We start from the raw sequence: 21006 nt of genomic DNA on the forward strand, positions 1-21006 counted from the left end.
ACTCACCTCACCCATTGGAGAGGAAACAAAGCCAAGCGTCAAAGCAGAGCTGAGGGTAATGGACAGCCCCATGACGACTCGATCCTGGTTAAAGAAACTTGAGCAGATCCCAGCAAAAGGACAACACCTCGCCAGAACGAGGGTTCAATCCGTAACCGCGTGCCCTTGGGGCGGGGAGGGAAGTTAATGCCCAGGCAGATTGTCATTGCCGAGCAACATCGCGTGGCAGCCGTCTTCGCCGAAGATCAAGTGCAAGAGCTGATCGTCGCCAGCGGCGCTCACCAAGTGGGAGACGTTTACGTCGGAATCATCGAGAACGTTCTGCCCAGCATCGATGCCGCTTTCGTCAACATCGGCCCTGCAGAGCGCAATGGGTTTATCCACGTCAGCGACCTGGGCCCGCTGCGCCTCAAGCGAAGTCATGCCTCGATTTCTGAGCTGGTCTTGCCGCAGCAAAAGGTGCTGGTACAGGTGATGAAAGAGCCTACCGGCAACAAAGGGCCAAGGCTTACCGGAGATTTGGCCTTTCCAGGGCGGTATTTGGTGTTGCGACCCTACGGAAAAGGCGTTCATCTGTCCCGCCGCATCGAGGATCGAGAAGAACGCAACCGTTTGAAGTCGCTGGCCATTTTGATTAAACCCCCGCAGATGGGCCTGTTGGTGCGCACCGAAGCGGAAGGTGTGTCCGAAGAAGCGATGATCGACGACCTGGAGCAATTGAAGAAACTCTGGGAAGATATTCAACAGCAGTATCAGGCAGCACGGGGGCCGGGGCTACTCAACCGGGATGACGACTTTATTCAGCGGGTGCTGCGGGATGTTTACTCCGACGATGTGAACCGTATTGTGACCGACTCTGCGGCAGGAGCGAAGCGAGTCCGTAGCTATCTGCAGGGCTGGAACAAGGGCCAAATGCCCCCCGGTGTCGTTGTCGATGCCCACCGCGAGCCCACCCCCATTCTGGAGTATTTTCGGGTCAACGCGGTCATTCGGCAGGCGCTGCGGCCACGGGTGGATCTGCCCTCTGGTGGCTACATCATCATCGAGCCCACCGAGGCCCTGACGGTAATTGATGTTAACTCGGGCTCCTTCACCCAATCGGCCACTTCTCGGGAGACAGTGCTGTGGACAAACTGTGAGGCGGCTACCGAGATTGCCCGCCAATTGAGGCTGCGCAACATTGCCGGTGTGATTGTGGTGGACTTCATCGATATGGATTCCCGCCGCGACCAGTTGCTGGTTTTGGAGCATTTTAACAAGGCCCTCTCCAGCGATAAAGCTCGCCCACAGGTGGTCCAACTGTCGGAATTGGGGCTGGTGGAGCTCACCCGCAAACGGCAGGGGCAAAGCCTTTACGAGATCTTCGGCTATTCTTGCCCCACCTGTGAGGGGCTGGGGATCCTAGCCCGCTTGCCGGGGGCCGAGCCAGGGCATCTGTTAACAATAGAAAGCGGCCTGACGGTAACGCTACCCACCGAGGCGGAAGGAGGGGATGAGGAAGAGGCCGGCCCGATCCTGCCCCGCGATGGCAACCCCCAACGGGCACGCCTGCGAGTGGGGAGCGATGGGCTGTCTCGAGGCGATAGCCGTGCGCTGCTGCGGCGGTCGCGCTCTGCCCCCGGACAACGACGCCCCAGCCCGGATCCCTTTACGACTTCAGACGATCTGGAGGAAGAGCCACGGGTTGAAACGGGACGCAAGCGTCCCCGTGAAGACTGGGGGGATCCCCGCACTGGCCAGCGCCTCGTTGCCCGGAGCCTGGATACTCCTGTAGAAGAGGAAGCCCCAGAGCCGATGCAACTGCCAGGGGGCGGAGCAGACCTAAAGCGTCAAGAACCCCGCCGTTCTGGCCCTGGGGAAGAGGCAGAATCCGCCTCACGCAAAGATCACACTTCCCCAGCCCGCACCGTTCGCGCCAGCGGGACGGAGTCCTCAGAAGGCCGTCCGGCTCCGGTACGGCAAACCGTCACCGTGGAGATGACCCCGTTACAACAACGGGTCTACTCGGAGTTGGGGCTGTCGCCGCTGTTGCTGCTTGACCAGCCGCCGCCTTGGGGCCGAGACACGGCGGTTAGGGTGGTTCTGCCGGGAACTCTCGAGGTGGAAAGTAGCCCAGAGGTGGAGACTGAGGCAACTTCTCAGGCGGAGGAGTTGGCGCCCGAACCGGATGCCTTGCAGGAGAAGGAGCCGCTGGATACCGTTTCTCCACCCGAACCCTCGGAACCCGAAATCTCCTCTGCTGAATCGTTCCCGTCAGCCGTGCAGAGCAGCTTGGCCGAGCCAGCGGCGGAACTGGGGATCAGCCCTGCCCAGCAATCTCCAGCAGCCTCCAGGCGACGGCGCTCCCGCAGCAGTTAGGCGCTGCTCTCAAGCCCAGGGGCAGGCATGGGAGTATGGTGGAGCGGGCAAGGCCGAGTTTGATCTGGGAGGGATCCCTTTGGCAGCAGGGGATCCTGCGGGTGGCGGGGGTGGATGAGGTGGGGCGGGGAGCCCTGGCTGGGCCAGTGGTGGCGGCGGCGGTAATTTTGCCCGCCCAGATGGATCCCAAAGAACTGGAGGGAGTGAGGGATTCCAAACAACTGCGTCCGCAGCAACGCGCTCAATGGGCGGAACGGATTCGGCAGGTGGCTTTGGCTGTGGGCGTTGGCAGTGCCTCTGCTGCTGAGATCGACCGGCTCAACATTCGCCAGGCCACGGTGCTAGCCATGCAGCGGGCTTTGGCCAAGTTGGATCCAATCGAACACATTTTGCTGGATGGATTGCCGCTGGCCGAGCTGGGATCCCGGCAAACGGCCCTGGTCAAGGGGGATCACATCAGCCTCTCCATTGCCGCTGCTTCAGTTGTGGCCAAAGTCTGGCGAGATGCCTTGATGCAGAGCTGGGATCGGCAGTACCCCGGCTACGGCTGGCGCACCAACGCTGGCTATGGCACGCGGGAGCACCGACTGGCGTTGCAGAACTTGGGGCCCACCCCGCAGCACCGCCGCAGCTTTGCCCCCTTGGCAGAACTGAAAGTCAGCAGATATGATGGTTAGTGCAGTTGCATTGCCCACGTAGCTCAGTGGACTAGAGCACTGGGTTCCGGTCCCAGGTGTCGGAGGTTCGAATCCTTTCGTGGGCGTCTTCAGCTAGAAATCGCAGGAGCCCCGCACTGTACCCGTAGGGTCAGTGTCGGGAGGAATGCGGAAGTTATGATAGAACCATGACCCAAGTCCTGACTGTAGCTTGCAAACTCAAGGTGTCCCAGTCCCAGGCCGCAAAGTTGGATGCGACAATGGATGCCTTTGTGCAGGCGTTGAACTGGGTCAACCAAAACACACCAGAAAAAGTAGTCAACGCAGTCAAACTCCAATCCCTTTGCTATTACCAGATTCGCGCTCGGTTTGGCTTGTCCAGTAATCTGGCCCAGCAGGTCTGCAGACGGGTGGCAGGCGCTCGCAAAGTGGCGAGACAGCGCAACCGTCCAGTTAAAGAGTTCAAGCGTAGGTTCGTTACCTACGATGCACGTATCTTCTCGTTTCGCGAGAAAGACTGGACAGTGTCGCTTGCCACGGTTGATGGAAGAGAACGCTTTGAGCCAGCCATTGGCAACTACCAGAGGGGAATGCTGGCTGGCTCTAACCCCAAATCGGCCACCCTAGTCCAGCGCAAAGACGGCTCCTACTCCATCCAGATTTGTGTCGAGGCAGAGCCCCCCAAGCAACAGAACACCGACAAGGTGATTGGTGTTGACCTGGGACGGCGAGACATTGCACATACCTCCGAAGGAGACAACTGGAATGGACAGCAGCTGAACAAAGTCCGAGATCACTACTGTCGGTTAAGAGCGTCTCTTCAGCGCAAGGCCAGTAAGGGCACCCGCAGTTGCAGGCGGCGATGCCGTCAACTGCTGCAACGGCTGTCTGGTAAGGAGAGACGCTTTCAAGCTTGGGTGAACCACAGTATCGCTAAGCGCATCGTTAAAGCAGCAAAATCTCTTTCTGCCTGCATTGCCATTGAGGACTTAAGCGGCATTCGAGAACGCACCAATCAACACCCCCGCAGTCGTGAGGAGCGGCGGCGTAGCAATAGCTGGGCGTTCTACCAGCTGCGGCGGTTTATCGAATACAAGGCTGTGAGGGCGGGTGTCAAAGTGGTAGCTGTCCCTGCGGCCTATACCTCGCAGATCTGCCACAAGTGCCTGCATATTCATCCCGACTCCGCTCAATCCTATCGCAAGGGTAAGCAGTTCAAATGCGGGCACTGCGGTTGGGAAGGGGATGCGGATTTTAACGGTGCGAAGGTGATTGCGCTTTTGGGGGCTGCCGTAAACCAGCCTAGAGGTTCGTGGTTGGCTTGCCAACTGCAGGGCTACCGAAAGCCCGCCCTGTACTGCGAAGCAGTCAGGGTCGGGTAGTTTACCCATATAAGTGGGCAACATACTCTCCGTACCCGTTGTAGGGCAAGGTGGGAACGATTTGCCACTGGGAACGGGATCCGAAACCGATCAAGACTTCCTGCTCCTGTGACCAGCGGGGGTGGGGCACCCTAGGATCCACATTGGCCTCAAATCCATACTCCTCAGGGGCGAGGGTATTCCAAAACGTGGAGGGTTGACGGGCCAAAAACTCGATTTTGACGATGGATTTTCCCCCTTTAAAGCCATACTTCCAGGGAACCACCATGCGAATTGGCGCTCCGTGCTGTTTGGGCAACGGCTTGCCATAAACGCCGAGGGCAAAAAAGGCCAACTCGTTAGCCATTTCCTCGATCCGCAACCCTTCCGTGTAGGGCCAAGGCAAGTTGGGGGGCCAGATTGGGCCAGGCATAATTTCCGGATCGTAAAAGGAAGTGAAGCGGACAAATCGAGCCGTCGGCAAAGGATCCACCCGTTCCAGCAACAGCCGCATCGGAAAGCCCAACCACGGCACCACCATCGCCCAGGCTTCCACACAGCGAAAGCGATAGATGCGCTCTTCGAGGGGGAAGTTAAACAGATCTTCCAGGCCCAACCGCTGAGGATGCCGCACCAGCCCGGTAATCTCGACAGTCCAGGGATCCGTGGGCAAAGCCTGTGCAGCCCGCCAGACGCGCTTGCCGGAGCCAAACTCGTAAAAGTTGTTGTAACGAGTAGCTACAATCTCCTCGGTGACGGGCCTGCCCACATCCGAAAAGTGGGGGTTGAGTGGGATCCCCGTCAGCTCTCGTTCTACCGAGGGAGCGGATCCCCTGCTGCCAAACCCAAAAATAGAAAAACTGGCTCCCACCCCAACGGATCCCAGTTGCGCTAGAAATTGCCGCCGGCTGAAAAACATCTCTTCTGGAGTGACCTGTGCCTCTCGTTGCCAGGGGCGAGGAACTCGGATCCCGAACATCCATCAGCCATCCTTTGATTCAGAGTCAGGGAAAAAGTCTGCCGCCCGAACTACTACATCCTAAATGAATTACTACATCCTAAACGGATCTAAGCCGACATTCCCCGAGCTCGTTTCCAGCGCTGCCCCATGTGTAGTCATTTCAAATGTAGTCATTTCAAACAGCAATGAAACGATTTGTTATGTCTGTCCCTGGCTCCCCTCTCCTTTTGAGAGAGGGGTTGGGGGTGAGGGAAACCCTGCAGGCTGGGATGATCGGTGACGAAATCACGGTATAGCCGTGTTGGCTGAGTCCGTGCTGCTGGAAAAAAGTGTGGGGATCAGCTAAGGACTTGAGCTGGGCTCCGGCAAAACGTAGATGGACTCCACTTGCCGCCCTGCCGATGGCACTGCCTGGATGGTGCCCTTGTCGATGTGGTAAATGACTTTCTCCGCTTGCAACTGATTCTCCCCTTGGTTGATGATGACCTGGCCCTCCAGCTCAATGCGTTGCTCCTGGCTGTAATACACAGCTCTTTGGGCGCGGGCCGTAAGCCGCTCGGCAGGAAAACTGAGGGTGACATTGCCAATGGCCGTAAAAACCCCTGTGTTGGCGTTGGCCTCCTGCACATCGGCGCTGATGCTGATGGCACGGGGATTCTGACCCCAAGCCGGGATTCCAAGGGCCAGCACCACACCCACAGCCCAGCCCAGCGTCCCTAGCCGCTGCCAACCCTTCCGGTCAAACGCCATCTCCAAAGCCATGCCCCATCACCCCGTCAAACCACCCCAGCAGCCAGTCTAGCCCGTCAATCCAGGTCACAATGGCGGGGGGCAGCCTATGGGTCCGTTCCCTTTCCCCCCTGGGGCAGAGCTTGGGCAAGCTGTCTTTCCAATTCGGCAACGCGCTGCATGAGCTGTCGGTTGGCTTCCAGCAGCTCCCGCGCCTGGCTGTTGAGATAGGGATCCGACTCCCACCAATTGATGCCGATCTCCTTGGCCTTATCCACCGAAGAAATCAGCAGGCGAATGCGCACATTCAGCAACTCCACATTGCCCACCGAAACGGTGATGTCTCCGGCGATCACAATGCCCTTGTCCAGCACCCGCTCCAACACATCGGCCAGCGAGGAGCCGTGAGTAGCCGTGGTCAAGGGTTGAGAGCTAATCGGCACAGAGTTCATCGACCTCCAAAGTGTACCAACAGGCAAAAGACTCAGCCAGGCAGTTGGTCTAGCAGATAATTCAGCAGCTGGGATCCCTCTTCATAGCGCTTGCCAGCCCGGGGCAACAGCACATCCGCACACAAAGCGCGAAAATCGGCATTCTCTTTGCTAACTGCCAGCTCATGTTCCTTGACAATGCGCCCGATCATCAAACAACTGCGCAGGCTGGGGTGGCGCGTCAGATCCAACTTGCGGCGAAAAGCCCGCACAATGTGGACGATCTTGAGGGCGTCGGGGCCGGATAAGCCTATTCGCGAGGTGAGAATCTCCTTTTCGGTCTCGATGTCCGGCTCCCCCATATCGATGGTGATCATCCGATCCAGCAGCGCATCTTGGGCCCTGTGAACCCCGGTATATTCCTCCGGGTTAGAGGTAAAAATGGCCCGGAACTGGGGATGCACCCGCAGATATTCCGAGCGGTTGCTGTCCGGCGGCAACACCAGCAGCCTCTCCTCCAAGGCACTCAGGAGAGCATTGTTGGCCTCAGGGCGGGAGCGATTGAACTCGTCGTAGATGAGGGTAAACCCCTCTCGGCAAGCCAAGGTGAGGCGGGCATCCACCCAGCGCTGCTGCACATCCTCCTCCGTCTTCACCACCGAGTGAATGAAGTTGTCCACCACCCGCCGATGGGTAAAACCGGTGCGCCCCCCGATGAGGTCGGAAGAATCGAAGCGGTCATCCCCGTAGATCAGCATGATGGGGCGGCCCAGCAGGCTGGCCAGATGCATCGCCAAAGTGGTTTTGCCCGTACCCGAAGGCCCCCGCAAATGCACCGCAAAGCCCGATTGCAAATAGCGCAAAGCGCGGCGGGTAATCCGCTCAATGTAGGGGGTGTTCACGAACTGGCGGGGACGCGCCTGCAGAACTGTGGCCATAGAGATACCCAACCTCTTTGCTGCCCTGGACTCTTTTGCCTTGACTATAGCTCGGATGTTCTTCCTGCGCTCTGTTCAACTAAACTGCGACCGTCCCCGACACCATGCGCCGCAGCGTAGCCAAGATTTCCGAGGGATCCAACCCCAGATCCACCGCGCCGCGGGCCAACAAATCCCGCACCCGTTCCCGATCCCCAATTACCTGCAGCAGGGTCAAGTTGGGATCCTGCGCTTGTAGATCACTCACATACTTGTTGACATAGTCAAGGATGGGATCCACCTGTTTCTCAACAGTAGGCGGAACTTCAGGGGGTTCGAGCGTTGTCAAACCCCCTGGGGGTTGGGAAACAGAGACCGGGGCGGACGGCTCCACCGGGGTTTGACCTTCGGCTACAGGCGTTGAGTCGGAAGCAGTCTCACCGGCAGTCGCAACGGCACTGTTAGAGCTTGCACTGGAAGTGGAGACTTCAGGTTCTGGGATGAGGTCAGGGATCCCATTGCCCCACACCTGCTTATGCAACTCCGCCCGGAAAGTGGCCAGGGATCTCCGTAGGGCCTGGGCCTGGGCTTGCTGTTCCTGAGCCATCTGAGCCAGCTCCTGTCGAGCCATTTGCCGGAGAGCCTGTACCCACTGCCGCAAATCGGCGCAAAAAGACTGCCGCGCTTGCTGAGTTTTGTCGGCCATCGCCTGCCGAGCCTGCGTATAGGTGCTCAGCAAATGCTCCACAGCCGCAGTCAAGTTAGCCCGGAAAGCCTGCAATTGCTGCCGGCTGACTTCCAATTGAGCAGCTCGTTCCTGCTCCAGGCGAGCCAGACTCTCTGCCACCGACTTGGCCCGCTGAGCCGCCGCTTCCGAACGGGAGCATTCGTCCAGGGATCGCCTCACAGCCCGCTCCTGCCTCAGTTTCTGCAATTGGCTGCGGGTTTGCTCCGTCTGGTGCCGTATTGCTTCTTGTCGTTGCTGGCGGCGCTGCCCCAGCTCAACCATCAGGGCTTGGTGCTGCTCTAGGCGCTGCTGCCGGGATCGGCTTAACAAACTTCGGTTTTGAGTCACCCGCCGGCTGCGAGCTATGGCCCATTGTTCCTGCAAACTCATGATCTCCAATCCCTCACGTCGTTTTCAATGCTTGGGTGGATACAGCTTCTCTGCCTGTTCCCAACTGGATGGCACTGCCAACCTGTAGCTCAGTGCGGCTGCAAGACTCAATCCTCGAACAAAACCCGCAGAAGCAAGGCAGAGACCGGCGGTGGATCCCTGCCTCGCTTTCCGACGGCTAGCTTCCTACGCCTCCGCCCAGAGAGCATAACTCATCCAACCATTGCGATGCTCAAGGCGAGAGGGTTGTGGGCACTTTCCTTGGTTGAGTGATTTTGGTTAGGCAGATTTAGACGGCAGGAGCAGCAGCAGTAGCCGTCAGACCCACAGCCTCAGCGTACTTCAGGTAGGTTTCCACGGAAGCCACAACGACGCGGGCTTCAATGGCCAACAGCTCGATCCCAACCAAAGAAACCCGCACCCAGGCATCGACCACGATACCTTTGTCCAAGATGCGATCGATCACTTCGGCCAAGCTGGACGAGGAGTTCACTTTCTCTACTGCCATAACGATCTCTCCTGCACTGATACTGCTGATACTGATGAGGGTTGAAAAGGACAGACAACTCGGCGGCAAAATGGCATGTAGAAGGGATCCCAGCTGAGGATTCACCTTCCCTAGGGCGACAGCCGCACCCTCTATCACCCTAGCCCTATTGTGCTGGCTTTTTTCGGGGAGAACACCCGTAGATTCGCTTAAAAAAGACGGCGAACTCGAAAGGTTTACCGCTTTTCTAAGCGCCATCCCCCCTACATAGTACTCGCCAGCAGAAAAAATGGGCAAAGATGAGGGCGAGTTTTGAGCCCAAGTTGTGGAAGTGTGGTGGAGGGGCAGTGGGAAGCGGCAGGGATCCCCTATACTGGGGGCAGTGGGCTTGCTGACATACCGTTTCTCGCTGGCTGATAGGGCTGTCGTGACCGATTTCAACACCGGGATCCCGAGCGTGCGTCGCCTGCAGAAGGTCATCAAGGATCGGGAAACCCTCGAGGTCAAACTCAATACCGGAGATGTCTTCGTCGGCCAGTTGCGCTGGCAGGATCCCGATTGCCTCTGTTTAGCCGATGCCGAGGGGCGGGAGTCGCTGCTGTGGCGGTCTGCCATTGCTTTCATCAAGGTCAGGCCTCAGTCTTAAGTACTGCTCCGGATCCCTGTACAGCTCTTCTTCCCAATTTTTGAATAAATCTTTACAACAACTCAGGGCTTTTCTGTCTCCCTCTGAGGGCAGTTTTCTCCAGTTGACCCACTCCTGCTGGGTTTTTGGAGTGGTTGACTACCCTGCCGTCGCCCTGAGTCTATCCCAAAGCCGTCCCCCATTGCTCCGCAACGCTGTTGCAACTGCGTCAGCGGGCCGTAGGCCTTGAGGACGAGGCTTTAGACCCAGTTTTTTGGTAAAAATGCCAATTAAGAAGGGTATGATAAGGAGTGTTAAAAAATCTGATCTCTCCTCACCCAACCATGACGACTGCCCCCATTGAGATACCTCTTCAGCCTGCCGCCCAACGGCATAACCACTACAGCCGCGAAGACTTTTTCCGCTTTAATCTCTCCCAGGGATCCCTTGTGGACTGGACGGGCGCCCGCAATGTCTTGGTGAGCGAAGACTTTATTCTGGGCTTGCAGCAGGGCCTGGAAGAAGAAGTGGGAGATGCCTCAGCTTCTCTGATGTACACCATTGGCCGAGAGTGGGGACGCAACGATGCTGTCCATTTTTCCCGCTGGTTTGAGGAGGAATATCGGCGCCACCCCAAGCAGAGTAATCTCATGTTTCTCTTGGAAACCTGGTGGTGGCCTCTGACCTCGCAAGGATGGGGGCGCTGGGAGGTAGAAACCGAGAGTCGGCGGCAAGGGTTTATTTTCATCAACCTCTTTGACTCCGCCGTGGCCCGCACCCTGGGGGATGTGGGCAAACCTGTCTGTCATCTTTACGCCGGATTGTTTGCCGGCTTTTTTAGCACCATGGTGGAACGGCAGCTCAACTGCATCGAGATCCAGTGCTATTCTATGGGGGAAAGCTACTGCAAGTTTTTGCTCGGCAGCAAAGATCGCATTGATGCGGCTGCCTTCTGGCTGAACGAAGGGGCCAGTGCTGGTGAAATTGCCCAAAAATTGCGTTCAGGTCAGGGAGTAGCTAAGGCATGACCTGGAAGATTACTTTAGAGGATTCGGTGCAGAGCTTTTTTGCCCGTCTAAATTGGGATAACCGCCCCCTACAGATGCGCTCTCTGCCAATGCCTTTTCTGCAAGTGCAGGAGCATTTTGGCTCCATTCCCTGGGCCGGGGATCCCCTGAGTTTGGCTGCGCATTCTCTGGGATCCCTGTCGGCAGCACCAGAACCCGAGCCGGCAGAAGAACAGATCACCTTGGCAGATCTGTTCAGCTTGTTTTGAGTCTCCTAGCACCCACTGACATCCGGAAGAAGCGAGATGGTAAGCCCCTTGGAGCAGATGCTGATCGAGTCGGAAGCCCGCTACCTCAAGCCAGAGGAGCTGGAGCATCTGAAGGCCTATGTTCTCGGCTGGCCAAAACGACAACATGTGTACCGAGTTTTGCGGGAACGGGAGAGCCAGGTGGTGAGTAAAACCCTAGATGCCCTGCAAAAGGAGATGCCCGACCTTTCTCCCCAAGTGTTGGATCTGTGCCGGCGACACCTGCTGTTGCTGCTGCGTCACAGCGCTATGGCCATGTTGCTGCAGGACGAAAACCTCCTGAAAGAGCGGCTGCTCGAGTGGATGGAGGAAGAGGTGCGCCTGTACGGGCTGCAGAGGGTTTATGAGGTTGCCTATCGGATTTTCCAGCAAGAGCTGAGAGACCATTTGGCTCCTGGAGAGTTGGAGTTTATCCGCCCTTTGATCACCCAGGTACAGGTGGCCTTGCTGTTTTAGAGCTAGATACTTTTTTGCTTTTTGCATTTTTCGGTGCTAGAGCGCTCTATCTCAACTAGCCGGAGACTTCAGTGTCGTTGGAGTTAATGTTAGCGTTGTAGTAAATCTGCCCAAGGGGTATTCAATTGCTGGAGGGATCGCCATAAGATTTGGAGCGTAAACAACCGTTCTCCCAGCTCAACAACCAACGAACTGTCAACTGCACCCTGCTCCTATTTGGATGCTTAAAGCTCAATAACGACTTGGATTGGATAACCAGGGGATCCCTTATGACCGGCACTAGCTCTATCTCCAATGGCTCAGTCACCTTTGATCCCTACACGCCCGTTTTGGCCAACTACTACACACCCAGCGCTTATCTGCGAAGCGATTTGGAATCGGGCTTACTGGAAAGTCGCCACGGTGAACGTCTCTTGGCCCTTCCAGAGGCATTGCTGCGGGGCATCTACACGGGCCTGGAATACGAGACCGGCCAGGCTGCTCGTTTGGTGTTGCGCAACTGTGGTCGGATGTGGGGCAAGGAGTTTTTCCGCCGTTTTGCCCAAGAACTCTCCGACTACTACCAGAAGCCTTTGGCCGAGCTAGAGATGGGCACCTTTCTGCAAAGTCTGAGACAAGCCTGGAAAGCTCATGGCTGGGGATTGATCGAGATCGACTGGACTTACAAAGATCAAGGAGTGCTGGTGGTGTCGATTCGCAATTCCCCCTTCGCTGCTGTCACCCCTCCCCATTTCAAGCGTCCGATGGGCTTTTTGGAGGCAGGGCTGTTGGCCACCTGGTTTAGCCAGCTAACCGGCCAGGATTTGCTCTGCGTGCAAACCGCCAGCGAGGCTCTGGGAGCGAAGAGCAATTTGTTTGTCGTAACCGCTGCTGCCCGCCTCAAAGAGGGAGAAGCCTGGGTGGACTCCGGCCTCAGCCACGAGCAGATCCTGGAAAAGCTCCTGCAGCCCAGCTAGGCGATGGGGGCTGGTTTTCCCCAGAGGGATGGGATCCCAACAGGGATGAGTCTGTATAATTTTCTGGAAGCAAGGCGAGCTCAAGCGCGCGAGGGTGTGGCCATTGGGGTGGCGAGTCAGAGCAATTCGGGGAGCCATCACCGTACCTACAAACAGTGCCGAGGCCATTGGCGCGGCGGTGGCTGAGCTGCTGGATACGCTAGAGCACCGCAACGCCCTCGATCCAGCTGAACTAGTCAGCGTTATTTTTTCCGTTACTCCTGATTTAAATGCAGCTTTTCCCGCCCAGTTTGCTCGTCGTCGCCCCGGTTGGGAGTCGGTGCCTCTGTTGGATGTGCAACAGATGGAGGTGAGCGGCGACTTACCCCGTTGCATTCGGGTTTTGATCCAGTTGAATACTCCACTTGCTCAAGCGGACATGCAGCATGTTTATCTGCGAGGTGCCCGCGAGTTAAGGCCAGATCTCAGCACTGTTTGATCGATCCATACAGCACCAGCACAGGGTTGACACTCTCACCGACTAAAGTCGGGGGATTTCTACACTGGAGGTGGGACAGTCTGTTGCCATGGGCAACATGGGGCATGATGGATCCCGGATTTGCCCCGCTTATTCTGGGGGAAAAGAATGGCTTAACTCAAGTTGATCCGGGTCGTATCACTACTGATTTGGGAAGGCGCAGAACATCCAGATTCACTCATAGACTTACTTGGACTTACAGTCATTTTAAACAGGTATGAAACATTTCCATCCAGCTCCCCTTTCTTTTTAGGAGATGGGGTGATGGCAGCGGCACAGAGCACTTGGGGGGCTTCTCAATTAGCTTAAAATGACTCTACTTAAGATAAGAGTAGATCTGAGAGCTCAAGGAGACAGCTTTTCTCGCAGACGGTTTTCCCACTGTTGCAGTTGCTCTTGGCGAGCGGCCACCTCTGCTTCGCGACGGCTCAGCTCTTGGCTTTGCCGAGTCAAGGATTGCCGCCAGCTTTCAATCTCCGACAGATCCACCAGACTGTGGGTTCGGGATAGGTTGTGCAACATCTCCACCAGCTTCATGGCTGCCTCTTCCGCCCGCCGTACCTGCCGCTCTTCCGAAAGCTCAACCAGCAGCAACACCCCAATGTTGTAAGGGCCAACCTCTTTGCAGGTGACCCCTTCTGGCTTGCGCAGCGGCATCCAAACACCGTCCTCGGCCTGCCGGGCCAAGAGCTGCAGCTCCCCCTGGCCGAAGAGACTTTTTTTGTGTACCCGTGCCAGATACAGCATGGAACATGCAGGAAGATGCTGCCGATTTTAGCACCGATCCCTTTTATTGAAGAGGGATCCCGTCCCTACACCCAAACCTGGGTTTTGTTGTCCGTGCCACCAGGAGGATCAATGCTAGGATCGGCTGTGGAATGGATAAGGCTCAACGCTCTCCCGTCTTCATCGTTTAGGGATCCCTGGCATGTTTCTCACCCAAAGCCCCTACTTTTTGATGGCAGCGCTGGTGGCGATTGCCAGTGGAGCCATCTTCGCGGTTCGGTTCATCAAGCGCGAGGCCTCCGCTGAGTACGACGTGATTTTTGCCACGATGGGCCTGATCTATTCCGTCTGCTTGCTCTTGGAAGGTCAGCGGCTCATCCCGTTGCTGTTCTTTGCGCAGGTGTTGCTGGCGGTGATGGCCGGCTGGTTTGCCATCGAAACCTTCCGTTTGCGGATTCTCTTAAGCGAAAAAGCACGGCAGGTGGGCGGGGCTCGTCCGACCGTTCGGCGGCAAGGCTTCAGCCGCACCTATCCCCCGGATGGCTATGCCCAAGGACGCACGGTTTCCACTCGAGCCGAGGGATCCCGTATCCGCGATACATCCTCTTACAGTCGCTCCATTCCTGGGCGCAGTGGTGAAGATCCTAGCCGTCGCCCCAGGCCCCAACTGACCGGCGATACCCGTGTGCGTCCACGCCGCCGACCCGAAGGGGATGAGTATTACGAGGAGCCAGGAGTCCGCCCGCGTCAGGACACCGACTACGATGAGCCGGCTCCGCCGCCAGAGGCCCGTCGCCCCCGTCGCCCTGCCGGAGAGTATCCAGAGGATGTGGATGTGCAGGAAGAGCGCAGCACAGGTACAGCTACCCGCCGCCGTCCCCCACGGTTGCCCCAAGACCAAGGGGAAAGCTACGCGGATGAACCTCCCCGCCGTCCTTCCCGCCGCGTTGTCGAAGTAGAGCCAGTAGAAGTGGAGCCAGAAGAGTATGATGACGATCTGTTCTGATAGGCTCTCGACACTGCTCTGAAACTCAATAGGGACAGCGCCAGCCTTGCTTGGGAGGTGTGGTGAATCCGGTTGGATCCCTCAGCCCGTGTTGCGCATCCCGGCGGCAATGCCGTTGATGGTGAGCAGAGCCCCACGCAGAAGTTCAGCTCGGTCGTAGCGTGTTCGTCCGGTGCGGGATCCCTGACGCTCCCGCAGGCGCTTGAGGAGAGAGACTTGAATAAAGCCCAAGGGCACAATAGAGCGGTTGCGCAACTGCACCGAGCGCTTCAAATAAGGGTCGTTCTCCAACAGTTCCCTGTGGCCCGTAATCTGCAACACTATTGTGCGAGTACGGTGCATTTCTTGGGCAATACACTCAAACAGCTCCATCGCCCGCTCTAGACGCTCTGGAGAGCTCATCTCCCGCACGTAGTGACGCGCTATTTGCAGATCCACTTTGGCCAGAGTCATCTCCACTTTGGAGATCACCATGCGGAAGAAAGGCCATTCGCGATAGAGGTGCTGCAGGTGGTTGAGGTTGTGCTCGCCCCTGGCCACGTATTCTTGTAGGGCGGTGCCAACCCCATACCAGGCCGGCAAGAGAAAGCGGCTTTGCGTCCAACTGAATACCCAGGGAATGGCCCGCAGGGATCCGATGTCTTTTTGGCTACCGCTGCGGCGGGCGGGACGGGAGCTGATCTGCAGTTGGCTGATCTCTTCAATGGGGGTGACCTCGTGGAAAAACTCCACAAAGCCCTCCTGCTCGTAGACCAGGTTACGGTACACCTGCCGGGAGCGCTCCGCCAAGGATTCCATCAGGCGCGACCACTCGTGCAGATCGTTGGGGTAGGTGCGCAGTAGGCTGGCCTGGATCACGGCGCTGGTGACGGTTTCCAGGTTAAAAATGGCCAGATCCTGGAGGGAATACTTGGAGGCCAACACCTCTCCCTGTTCGGTAATTTTGATGCGGCCCCCCACACTGCGCCCTGGCTGAGCCAAGATGGCCTCGTAAGCCGGGCCCCCTCCACGGCCCACCGAACCGCCCCGGCCATGGAAGATCTGCAGCTTCACCCCGTAGGATTCGGCCACCGTCTGCAGGCGTTGTTGAGCCTTGTAAATCTCCCAGTTGCTGCTCAAAAAGCCGGAATCTTTGTTGCTATCGGAGTAGCCCAGCATCACCTCCTGTAGATTCCCCTGCTGAGCCAAGTACTGGCGATAGAAAGGGATCTCCAGCAACTGCCGCAAAACTTCCGGGGCCCGCTTCAGGTCTTCGACGGTCTCAAACAGCGGCACCACCGCCAGGGATCCGCGACCACTGATGGGATCGTAGAGACCCACCTCCTTGGCCATCAGCAGCACCTCCAACAGGTCGCTTAACTGGCGGCTCATGCTGATCACATAGGTCTGGCAAATGGCCAAGCCGAATTCCTGCTGCAGGCGGCGCAGGGTGCGAAAGGTGGCGATCAGCTCTGCCGTTTTCTCGGAAAAGGCGATCTCCAGCGGTATCAGAGGCCGACGTGTTTGTAGCTCCTGCAGGAGAAAGGCGGTTTTTTCCTCTTCCGTCATCTCGTTGTAGGGACGCGGCAAAATGCGCAAGTACTCGAAAATCTCCGTGAGAGCGGCTTCGTGGTAGCTGCTGTCTTGGCGGATATCCAGATGGGCCAGGTGAAAGCCAAACACCTGTACCTGTTGAATGAGATGATCCAACTGACGGCAGGAAAGGCCGCTGTTTTTCAAGCTTTTCTGGATAAGCTGCAAGTCGGCCAGAAATTCTTCTGCGTTGGCATAGGCGTTGTCCACAGGGGGAGGGGTGGGCAAACAAGCGGAGTCGGCCAAGTTGCGATTGCGCTCCCGCGTCAACTCCAGCCGCCGCTGAATGTAGCTGAGCTTGAGGCGGTAGGGCTCTTGGCGGTATTGCAGCGAAAACGATTCGTAAACCTCAGGCATGAGGCGGTGATCCTGCTCAAGGGCATCCAGCAGTTGGCTGTCCACATCCCCCCAGTGCAGGGAAATGCTCAAGGTTTTGGTAAGAGCCTTCACCGATTCGATGTACTTGCCCAGGATGAGGTTGCGCTGATAGCGAGCCGTTTGCCAGGTAACATCGGCGGTGACGGAAGGGTTGCCATCCCGATCCCCGCCTACCCACGAGCCGAAGTTGCAAAATCCTGCCGGCGGTGGCTCGACGCTGGGAAAAGCTTTTTTCAGGCTGCGGCTGAGGTACTCGTGCAGCAGGGGGATGGCCTGAAACAACACCTCTTCAAAATAGTGCAAAGTGTAATCGACTTCGTTCAAAACAGTCGGCTTGGACTGATGCAACTCGTCGGTGCGCCACCAAAGCAAAACTTCTTCCGCCATCTGTTCTTTTATCATCTGGGCCTGCAAAGGCTGGGTTTGTTCTGCCCAATCCAGTTGGCTGAGCAAGCGAGAGAAAGCTCGTTGCTTCTCGCGGATGGTGTGGCGGACGATCTCGGTGGGGTGGGCGGTAAAAACCATGCGAATGTGCAACTGCTCCAGCAATCTGCGCAGTAGGCCCGGCGGCACCCCTTGAGCCCGCAGGTAAGGGAACAGCCGTTCAAATTTTTCGTTTTCTCGCACGGTACGTTGTTGGCTATCCACCATGCGCATGTCCGAGTCTTCTGCCCGTTCGTAGTGCTGTTCAACAATGTTGATCAACTGGAAGAAGAGGGCAAAGGCCCGTGCCGTTTGGATGGTGGCGTCGAGGCTGAGGTACTCGATAATTTGTAGTACCTCTGGGATCGGGTACTCCAGGGCTTGTCCTTCTGGGGAACACATGGAACGCAGTCGCTGCAACAGATCCACCAGAGACTGACCGCACTCCTGCAGGATCACCGATTCCCAGAGTTCTTCCACCAATTGCAGGCGACGGTTCAACAGGTTGTTCCTGCGGTTGAAGGCTTCGTTGACTTGAAGGGAATGGGCCAAGGGATCCCGTTCCCCAAACAGGGATGCCTCCTTCAGCCCGTTGGCAGAACCCGCTGCCCCCTCTGCAGCGGTCAGGTGGGGGGAAGAGGTCATGAAGGCAGCTCCTAGAATAACCATCCCAATATTAGAGCCTGTTTGTCGAAACGGCAGATGTAGCAGGTATCACGCTCAGATTGCGGTCTTCTCCGCGTCGGATTTTGTAGTTGAGCCTACAAATTGCAAGAAAAAAGTGTTTTACCTTGCCGCAATACCGGTCTAACGCCTTGTTGACAGGAGTTCTGGTGGCTGCCACCCTGTTTATCAACGCACATCTGCTGGATCCCGACCAGGGATTGGACGAGATCGGGCAACTGGGTTTTCACGTCGGTGGGGGATTTTTGTCTGCCGGCGGATGAGGCGGGGATCCGCTCAGGGGTGACCACGGTGGTGGAGGCGGGGATCACCTTCCCGGCGTTTTGTGCAACGGTGGCGTCAACTGCCCAGACGCGGGTTTATGCTTTGATTCTTCTCTGCTCTACATCGCCACTGCGGATTTCATCGCCCACCGCCTCAGGCTGGCTGTGGATTGGAAAAATCAAGATCTGGATCGGGCCAGAGCAGTGATCGAGACCCATCGCCAGGTGGTGGTTGGCCGCAAGGCTCGTCCCACCCTCAAGCTGGGAGAGAGGGAATCACCCACGCTCACTTCCGCTCTGATTCTTGGCGAAGAATATGCCTGCCGATCATGATTCATCTGGGCCGCTTCCCGATGGATGAGGTGTTGGATCCCTTCGATTTGTTGGATCGCCTGCGTTCGGGAGAGATTGTTAGCAACGAACAAAAGGCCCGCGCCCGCGACTACGCATTGCAGGTGGCAGAGCTAGAATCCAAGGCAATTGCAGCTTTCAACCGCAAGTTGGCAGCCTTGTCACCGGCTTGAGCCGCTCTGGAGCGGATGCCCATTTTATGATTTCGGATCAGCAGTGGATGGAACGGTGTCTATCCCTGGCCCGTTCCACACCTCAGCGTCCCTCTCCCAATCCGCGGGTGAGTTGCGTGATCGTGCAGGGGGATCGGGTGGTGGGGGAAGGCGTTCATCCGGGGGCAGGGCAGCCCCATGCGGAGGTGTTGGCTCTGCAACAGGCGGGATCCCTGGCCAGAGGGGCAACGCTCTACGTCAACCTGGAGCCCTGCAACCACTATGGGCGCACTCCCCCTTGTACCGAGGCCATCCTAGCTGCCGGGATCCGGCGGGTGGTGGTGGGGATGCAGGATCCCAATCCCTTGGTGGCCGGCAAAGGGATCCGACGCCTGCAGGAGGCGGGGATCGACGTGACGGTGGGAGTGCTGGAGCGGGAGTGCCAGGAGCTGAACGAGGGGTTTGCCTTCGCCATTGTGCGGCAACAGTGTTTCGGCCTGCTGAAATACGCCATGACCCTGGATGGCAAGAGCGCCGCCGCCACCGGCCACAGCCGCTGGATCAGCAACTCTCCGGCGCGGCAGTGGGTACACCAACAGCGGGCCTGGCATGATGCCGTCATCGTTGGATCCCGAACCGTTTGGCAGGATAACCCGCGCCTCACCTGTCGCCTGGCGGAGTTGCAGGGATCCCAGCCGTTGCGGGTGGTCCTCAGCCGTTCCCTGAACCTACCTCCCGTCGCCCATCTGTGGCAGGTGGAAGAAGCGCCGACGTTGGTGATCACAGAAGCTGTGGCAACCCATCCTTTGTGGGGATCCCTGGCCAAGCAGGGGGTGGAGCTGCTGCATCTGCCCCAAGTAACCCCCTCGCGGGCGGCACAGGTGCTCTTTCAGCGGGGGTGTCTGAGTGCCCTCTGGGAATGCGGGGGCACGCTGGCCTGGGCAGCCCTCAAAGATGGGGCGATCCAGAAAGTAGCCGCCTTCATCGCTCCCAAGATCCTAGGCGGAGCCGCTGCGCCAACCCCGGTAGCAGGGGAGGGGATCCCTGATGTAAACCAGAGCTGGCAACTGGTGGAGCCCCGGCTGGAGACCTTGGGGGATAACTGGTTGATCATCGGAAAGATCTCCTCTTCAGTTGGCCACAGTAGCCTACTAAAGTGACCAGCTTTCGATTGCCATACAGGGAGCTTCAGGTTTCTGAACGAACAGGCTGATATCTGTTCAATGTAAATGGATATACTCATCAGAAAAACACAACATTTCTGCACAATAGGGTTCAGAATTGAGCTAAATTGTGCTAAGCTAGTCGGCGTTCTGGGGAGTCAATAACATTTGGGTAAGGTTAGCAAAATCAAGCTATAGGAATCTATCAAGATTCTTCTGAGGTGAGCCTTGTAAACGGCAACGACCTTGTTCAGCCCTTCTTTGCTTGCCCAGTGAGCAGTTTGAAAGCTCTCCTGTCCCGTTTTCAGGTGCAAATCCCAGGATAAGGAAGGGCATTGTGTTGAATCTTTTTGCCGGCCTGCTGTTTGCATCCGCTTTCATCAGCCCCTCGGGAAACGTTGTTATCGAAGGGGATTCGGGGGAATGGGTTTTCGCCGATCATCAAGTCCTAGAAGGGGTTACTCTAACCCTTCTCACACGGCCCGGAGAGAGCTTGGCCTCTTGGAGAGAAATGCTCTCCGTCATGGACGTTCATGTCCAGGGATCGCCGCGCTTTCTCGCCAACCACATGCGGGACAACATCCTGGCTAGCTGCCCCCAAACGACTTGGGAGTTTCATCGGGAGAGCGAAGAAGATGTGCTCTACGAGTTCCGCAGTGCTGGTTGCCGTGGGACGGTGAGTGGAGTTGAGGAACATGAGATTGGCCGGATCACCCGAGGCCCGCGCGGCAGTGTGCGCATTGCCTACGCCGCCAAGCCCCAGATGATGCCTGAACTGCGCAGCCGCTGGCTGAACTTACTGGGCAGCGAGGTGGGGACAGCTCAGGGTTTTCCCATTCGCAACCTCAGCGGGGCGGCTGCACAGCCTTCTTCCCCGGCTTCAGAAGTCCCAACCTCAGAGCGGCAGATCGCCCAGTGGCTGCAGGAAGCAACCGATGCCCTGAAGCAGCAGGAAGATTTGCTGGCCGAGCTGGATCGCCTAGGTCAGGAAGCGCAGGCGGATGCCCGTGCCTACAGCCAAGGAACCCCCAAAGAGGCGGGGCTAAGGACAATCGGCCTGTACCGAGGTCGGGGGGACGGCAGCCCTGGCGAGGCCACAACCGAGTTCAAGACCACTGACACCTTGATCTGGGCCATCTTGCCGGTGGGCAACCTTCCTGCCAACGCCAAGGTGGAGATACTCTGGTACTACGAGGGCGGAGAAGCCGGGGGCGAGCAACTGATCCGCAGGCTAGATGTTCCCTGGGATCCCTTGGCCGATACCGTGCGAGGCTTTCTGAGCTTCAGCCAACCCTACACCGGCCGCTACCGCGTCGAGATTCATGTCAACGGCGAGAAGGTGGGAGTTGGCCGCTTCACGATCCGGTAGTCTCCTGCAAGAAGTACCCCTCCTACGGGGTTA

Annotated in this window: 22 protein-coding genes and 1 tRNA gene; 15 read left to right on the forward strand and 8 right to left on the reverse strand. The window is 57.5% G+C overall.

What is annotated here, in order from left to right; all coding sequences use genetic code 11:
* The first annotated feature begins 186 nt into the window (after window positions 1-186).
* The 4 genes from CYB_RS08680 (at window position 187) to CYB_RS08695 (ending at window position 4396) form a co-directional block, all read left to right on the forward strand.
* Complete coding sequence (locus tag CYB_RS08680) at window positions 187-2358, forward strand: Rne/Rng family ribonuclease (RefSeq protein WP_011433420.1); 2172 nt, start codon at window positions 187-189, stop codon at window positions 2356-2358.
* A 35-nt stretch (window positions 2359-2393) separates the two neighbouring features.
* Window positions 2394-3035: a ribonuclease HII gene (locus CYB_RS08685; RefSeq protein WP_011433421.1), complete on the forward strand. Its 642-nt coding sequence runs from the start codon at window positions 2394-2396 to the stop codon at window positions 3033-3035.
* Between the two features lie 12 nt (window positions 3036-3047).
* Window positions 3048-3121 (forward strand) — tRNA-Arg (locus CYB_RS08690).
* Window positions 3122-3202: 81 nt separating this feature from the next.
* The gene (locus CYB_RS08695; RefSeq protein ID WP_011433422.1) at window positions 3203-4396 is read left to right on the forward strand and encodes an RNA-guided endonuclease InsQ/TnpB family protein; all 1194 of its coding nucleotides are present in this window, start codon (window positions 3203-3205) and stop codon (window positions 4394-4396) included.
* Between the two features lies 1 nt (window position 4397).
* Here the strand turns inward: CYB_RS08695 and msrP are convergent, their stop codons facing one another.
* The 6 genes from msrP to gvpA all read right to left on the reverse strand — a co-directional run bounded on the left by msrP (window position 4398) and on the right by gvpA (window position 9038).
* Complete coding sequence (gene msrP, locus CYB_RS08700) at window positions 4398-5354, reverse strand: protein-methionine-sulfoxide reductase catalytic subunit MsrP (RefSeq protein WP_011433423.1); 957 nt, start codon at window positions 5352-5354, stop codon at window positions 4398-4400.
* A gap of 324 nt (window positions 5355-5678) precedes the next feature.
* Window positions 5679-6098 carry an LptA/OstA family protein gene (locus tag CYB_RS08705; protein ID WP_011433424.1) on the reverse strand — a complete coding sequence of 140 codons (420 nt, stop codon included), beginning with the start codon at window positions 6096-6098 and terminating at the stop codon, window positions 5679-5681.
* A gap of 74 nt (window positions 6099-6172) precedes the next feature.
* The gene (locus CYB_RS08710) at window positions 6173-6517 is read right to left on the reverse strand and encodes a gas vesicle protein (protein WP_049749583.1); all 345 of its coding nucleotides are present in this window, start codon (window positions 6515-6517) and stop codon (window positions 6173-6175) included.
* 32 nt (window positions 6518-6549) lie between these two features.
* Window positions 6550-7434 (reverse strand): gas vesicle protein GvpN, encoded by an 885-nt coding sequence (gene gvpN, locus CYB_RS08715; protein WP_011433426.1) that lies wholly within the window; start codon window positions 7432-7434, stop codon window positions 6550-6552.
* Between the two features lie 79 nt (window positions 7435-7513).
* The gene (gvpC, locus tag CYB_RS08720) at window positions 7514-8530 is read right to left on the reverse strand and encodes a gas vesicle protein GvpC (RefSeq protein WP_011433427.1); all 1017 of its coding nucleotides are present in this window, start codon (window positions 8528-8530) and stop codon (window positions 7514-7516) included.
* Window positions 8531-8819: 289 nt separating this feature from the next.
* Window positions 8820-9038 (reverse strand): gas vesicle structural protein GvpA, encoded by a 219-nt coding sequence (gene gvpA, locus CYB_RS08725; RefSeq protein WP_011429717.1) that lies wholly within the window; start codon window positions 9036-9038, stop codon window positions 8820-8822.
* A 406-nt stretch (window positions 9039-9444) separates the two neighbouring features.
* On the opposite strand from gvpA, the gene CYB_RS08730 reads away from it, so the two are divergent.
* The 6 genes from CYB_RS08730 (at window position 9445) to aroH (ending at window position 12847) form a co-directional block, all read left to right on the forward strand.
* Window positions 9445-9663: an Hfq-related RNA-binding protein gene (locus CYB_RS08730; RefSeq protein ID WP_041437389.1), complete on the forward strand. Its 219-nt coding sequence runs from the start codon at window positions 9445-9447 to the stop codon at window positions 9661-9663.
* A gap of 323 nt (window positions 9664-9986) precedes the next feature.
* Window positions 9987-10670 carry a V4R domain-containing protein gene (locus tag CYB_RS08735; protein WP_011433430.1) on the forward strand — a complete coding sequence of 228 codons (684 nt, stop codon included), beginning with the start codon at window positions 9987-9989 and terminating at the stop codon, window positions 10668-10670.
* Window positions 10667-10918 carry a hypothetical protein gene (locus CYB_RS08740; RefSeq protein ID WP_011433431.1) on the forward strand — a complete coding sequence of 84 codons (252 nt, stop codon included), beginning with the start codon at window positions 10667-10669 and terminating at the stop codon, window positions 10916-10918. Before CYB_RS08735 ends, CYB_RS08740 begins: the two co-directional genes overlap by 4 nt.
* A gap of 36 nt (window positions 10919-10954) precedes the next feature.
* Window positions 10955-11413, forward strand: coding sequence for a hypothetical protein (locus CYB_RS08745; protein WP_041436599.1), 459 nt, complete (start codon window positions 10955-10957; stop codon window positions 11411-11413).
* 269 nt (window positions 11414-11682) lie between these two features.
* Complete coding sequence (locus tag CYB_RS08750) at window positions 11683-12369, forward strand: V4R domain-containing protein (RefSeq protein WP_011433433.1); 687 nt, start codon at window positions 11683-11685, stop codon at window positions 12367-12369.
* A 103-nt stretch (window positions 12370-12472) separates the two neighbouring features.
* Window positions 12473-12847 carry a chorismate mutase gene (gene aroH / locus CYB_RS08755; RefSeq protein WP_011433434.1) on the forward strand — a complete coding sequence of 125 codons (375 nt, stop codon included), beginning with the start codon at window positions 12473-12475 and terminating at the stop codon, window positions 12845-12847.
* Window positions 12848-13231: 384 nt separating this feature from the next.
* On the opposite strand, the gene CYB_RS08760 is transcribed toward aroH, so the two are convergent.
* Window positions 13232-13633, reverse strand: coding sequence for a hypothetical protein (locus CYB_RS08760; RefSeq protein ID WP_011433435.1), 402 nt, complete (start codon window positions 13631-13633; stop codon window positions 13232-13234).
* A gap of 181 nt (window positions 13634-13814) precedes the next feature.
* Here CYB_RS08760 and CYB_RS08765 point away from each other — a divergent pair, with 181 nt between their 5' ends.
* Window positions 13815-14618 carry a Ycf66 family protein gene (locus CYB_RS08765; RefSeq protein WP_011433436.1) on the forward strand — a complete coding sequence of 268 codons (804 nt, stop codon included), beginning with the start codon at window positions 13815-13817 and terminating at the stop codon, window positions 14616-14618.
* An 81-nt stretch (window positions 14619-14699) separates the two neighbouring features.
* On the opposite strand, the gene ppc is transcribed toward CYB_RS08765, so the two are convergent.
* Window positions 14700-17636: a phosphoenolpyruvate carboxylase gene (gene ppc / locus CYB_RS08770; protein WP_011433437.1), complete on the reverse strand. Its 2937-nt coding sequence runs from the start codon at window positions 17634-17636 to the stop codon at window positions 14700-14702.
* A gap of 273 nt (window positions 17637-17909) precedes the next feature.
* Here ppc and CYB_RS14880 point away from each other — a divergent pair, with 273 nt between their 5' ends.
* From CYB_RS14880 to CYB_RS08790, 4 genes are all read left to right on the forward strand, one after another.
* Window positions 17910-18146, forward strand: a complete 237-nt coding sequence (locus tag CYB_RS14880) for a hypothetical protein (protein WP_148202738.1) — start codon at window positions 17910-17912, stop codon at window positions 18144-18146.
* Window positions 18147-18267: 121 nt separating this feature from the next.
* Window positions 18268-18462, forward strand: coding sequence for a hypothetical protein (locus CYB_RS08780; protein WP_011433441.1), 195 nt, complete (start codon window positions 18268-18270; stop codon window positions 18460-18462).
* A 26-nt stretch (window positions 18463-18488) separates the two neighbouring features.
* On the forward strand, window positions 18489-19601 hold the full coding sequence (ribD, locus tag CYB_RS08785) for a bifunctional diaminohydroxyphosphoribosylaminopyrimidine deaminase/5-amino-6-(5-phosphoribosylamino)uracil reductase RibD (protein WP_011433442.1): 1113 nt from the start codon (window positions 18489-18491) through the stop codon (window positions 19599-19601).
* Between the two features lie 340 nt (window positions 19602-19941).
* Window positions 19942-20973, forward strand: coding sequence for a hypothetical protein (locus tag CYB_RS08790; protein ID WP_238376732.1), 1032 nt, complete (start codon window positions 19942-19944; stop codon window positions 20971-20973).
* Window positions 20974-21006: the final 33 nt, after the last annotated feature.

This window comes from Synechococcus sp. JA-2-3B'a(2-13), from assembly GCF_000013225.1.
In the GTDB taxonomy this organism is placed as follows: Bacteria; Cyanobacteriota; Cyanobacteriia; order Thermostichales; family Thermostichaceae; genus Thermostichus.